Here is a 3,092-nt window from a genome sequence, read left to right on the forward strand (position 1 = left end):
CACCCTCCCCCACCGCCCCCCGCTCGGTTTTCCCCCCTGGGGGGCGGCCCCCGCCGCCCGCCCCGCCGCGGGCGGGCCCCTCTCGCGTGCCGTCCCCGGCGGGCCGTCCCCCGCGGGACGGCCGCGCGGTCACGGGCCGGTGCGGGTCACTGCCGGGGGAGCGGCTTGCCCGTCGTGGCGTCGATCACCTTCCGGTCGCCCAGCGGCTGCTGGAGCCGGGCCGTCACCGTCATCTCCTGCGCGAGCATGACGCAGTTCTGCCCCGGCTTGGTCGGGGTGTCCGTGATCTTCACCATGACCGACTCCGGCTGCTCCCGGGCCTCCAGGGCGTACGTGCTGCACACCCCGCCCCAGAAGTTCACGGTCAGCGTCCGGTCGGCCTCGGCGTACGCGTACCCGGGCACGGTGAGCGCCTTCGCGGGCGGGGTGGACGGGCCGGAGTCCTGCGTCACGGCCGCGGGCTGCGTCACGGTGTGACCCGCCCCGCCGTCCTTGCCCGCCACCTCGAAGAGCCAGGCCGGGACCAGGCCGCGGCCCCCGTCGACCGTTCCCGGGACCAGTCCGAGCGCGGCGCCGCGCACCGACTCCGTGCGCGGCGGCTTCATCGGCCGGGGGTCGGGGTTGCAGGGCAGCGTGTCCGTGGCGCCCACCGGGGTGTCGGGCGTCAGCGGAACGCTCGTCGCACAGCCGCTGGGGTCGGGGCGGGGGCCGTCGGACGGCCCCTTGGCCTTGTCGTTCAGCCGGGCCAGCGCCTCGACGGAACCGATCACCGGCTGCTCGGAGGCCCGTACGGGAGCCGTCAGCTCGCCGCTGCCCGAGACCACCGCGGAGTCCGCCCCGACGCCGATCTTCGTGGACCAGCCCCGGGTGGGCAGTCCGCCGACCACCGGGTCGGCGTTCACCACGCGCACCGAGCCCTGGTCGAGCCGGGCGTCCAGCGCGGCGCCGCTCTGGCCCACCGCCGCCAGTACGGGCGCGGCGGCGGCCTTGGCCGCCTCCTCGGAGACGGGAGCGCCCTGCGGCGTGCCGGCGGCCGCGCCGGGGCGCGCGCCGGAGTCGTCCTGGGGGAGGGTGGCCGGGCCGCAGGTGTCCTTGCCGCGCACGCAGTCGTCCCCGGTCCCGCCCACCTGGTGCCGGGAGAAGGTCCAGGTCCCGGGGGCCTTGCTGTTCACCGTGAGCAGCGGACCGGAGCCGTCGGCGGCCTCGCCGACCAGCCAGGTCTCCCCGGCCTGCCGCGGCGCGGCGGAGAGGCCGAGCGCCGCCGCGAGCCGGGCCACGTCGGCGGAGGTCACCTCGCCGCGCGCCGAGAAGGAGGGAGCGGCCGCCGGGCCGTCGGGAAGCTTGACGTCGGCCGTGTACGTGACCCCGCTGCCCGAGGGATCGGGCTCGCCGGGAGCGATGCCGGGCCCGGACGGAGTCGCCGCGGCCCGGGGCGCGGAGGCCGCGCTGTCACCGGCGCGGCCGTCCGAGTGGGCGGTGGACGCCCAGTACGCGGTGCCGCCGCCGGCGAGCAGGACGGCGGCCGCGATCGAGCCGACGGCCCAGGCCGGGCGCCGTCGTGTGGCGCGTGATGAGTCCGGTGTGCTGCCCGGTTGTTCGCTGGTCACCGCATCGCTCCTTTGTCCGTCCCGCCGTGGTTGACGCGGGTGTGACGGAACAGGCGCGGATCCGGTTCCCCGGGGTCCTCAGTCCCCGTAGGCGGCCGTGGAGGCGATCAGGCGGGCCGAGGCCACCGGGACCCTGATCCCGTGGATCTGCGAGGGCCCCACCCGGTCCTGGTGGGGGCCCGCGGGCACCTGCCAGTGCGGGGCCATCCTGGCGCAGTCGCCCAGCAGCCGTGCGAAGCCGGGCCGCGCGTCGGCGGCGCTCTCTGCGTACCCGTAGCCATCGGTGTAGGTCATGGGGCACGGTATGCACGCCGCGACCGGCGAAGAAAGACCTACTACGGGGTAGTTTCATCCGGTCGGCCACGTGCCGGCGACCGGGTAGCTTGGAACGTCCCCCTTGCCGTCCTCCGCAGGAGCATCCACGCCGTGCGCATCGCAGTCACCGGCTCCATCGCCACCGACCACCTCATGACCTTCCCCGGCCGCTTCGCCGACCAGTTGGTCGCGGACCAGCTGCACACGGTCTCCCTCTCCTTCCTCGTCGACAACCTCGACGTACGGCGCGGCGGCGTCGGCCCCAACATCTGCTTCGGCATGGGCCAGCTCGGCATCCGTCCGGTCCTGGTCGGCGCGGCCGGTTCGGACTTCGACGAGTACCGCGCCTGGCTGGAACGGCACGGCGTCGACACCGACTCCGTCCGCATCTCCGAGGTGCTCCACACCGCGCGCTTCGTCTGCACCACGGACTCCGACCACAACCAGATCGGCTCCTTCTACACGGGCGCGATGAGCGAGGCCCGCCTGATCGAGCTGAAGGCCGTGGCCGACCGCGTGGGCGGCCTGGACCTCGTCCTGATCGGCGCGGACGACCCCGAGGCGATGCTGCGCCACACGGAGGAGTGCCGGACGCGGGGGATCCCCTTCGCCGCGGACTTCTCGCAGCAGATCGCCCGGATGGACGGCGAGAACATCCGCACCCTGATGGAGGGCGCGACGTACCTCTTCTCGAACGAGTACGAGAAGGGCCTCATCGAGTCGAAGTCGGGCTGGACCGACGCGGAGATCCTGGCGAAGGTCGGCACGCGCGTCACCACGCTGGGCTCGAACGGCGTCCGGATCGAGCGGGCCGGCCAGGACCCGATCGTGGTCGGCTGCCCGGAGGAGACGGCGAAGGTCGACCCCACGGGCGTCGGCGACGCGTTCCGCGCGGGATTCCTGACGGGCCTCGGCTGGGGCGTCGGCCTCGAGCGGGCGGCGCAGGTCGGCTGCATGCTGGCCACCCTGGTCATCGAGACCCTGGGCACCCAGGAGTACACGCTGGCCCGCGCGCACTTCATGGACCGCTTCACGAAGGCCTACGGCGACGAGGCGGCCGCCGAGGTCCGCGCGCACCTCGCGGCGTAGCCGTCCGGCCGCCGGGCGAACCGGCCCCGCCGCCGGGTGACGCCCGGACCCCCCGGGGGGTCCGGGCGTCACCCGGCGGCG

Annotated in this window: 3 protein-coding genes; 1 reads left to right on the forward strand and 2 read right to left on the reverse strand. The window is 75.1% G+C overall.

Annotated elements, in window-relative coordinates; translation table 11 throughout:
* Positions 1 to 146: 146 nt before the first annotated feature.
* Both ACWF9Z_RS09010 and ACWF9Z_RS09015 read right to left on the reverse strand, forming a co-directional pair.
* Entirely contained in the window at positions 147 to 1,607 is a 1,461-nt protein-coding gene (locus ACWF9Z_RS09010; RefSeq protein ID WP_453599162.1) for a hypothetical protein, read from the reverse strand.
* Positions 1,608 to 1,685: 78 nt separating this feature from the next.
* The gene (locus ACWF9Z_RS09015; RefSeq protein WP_453599165.1) at positions 1,686 to 1,901 is read right to left on the reverse strand and encodes a hypothetical protein; all 216 of its coding nucleotides are present in this window, start codon (positions 1,899 to 1,901) and stop codon (positions 1,686 to 1,688) included.
* Positions 1,902 to 2,033: 132 nt separating this feature from the next.
* Between ACWF9Z_RS09015 and ACWF9Z_RS09020 the strand changes: the two genes are divergently transcribed.
* Positions 2,034 to 3,011, forward strand: coding sequence for a carbohydrate kinase family protein (locus ACWF9Z_RS09020; protein ID WP_453599168.1), 978 nt, complete (start codon positions 2,034 to 2,036; stop codon positions 3,009 to 3,011).
* The last annotated feature ends 81 nt before the right edge of the window (positions 3,012 to 3,092 follow it).

The sequence above is a fragment of the Streptomyces sp. NPDC054961 genome (genome assembly GCF_053609145.1).

Coding starts and splice junctions, on each gene's coding strand:
- ACWF9Z_RS09015 (WP_453599165.1), bottom strand. CDS start 1,901: ATGACCTACACCGATGGCTACGGGTACGCAGAGAGCGCCGCCGACGCG.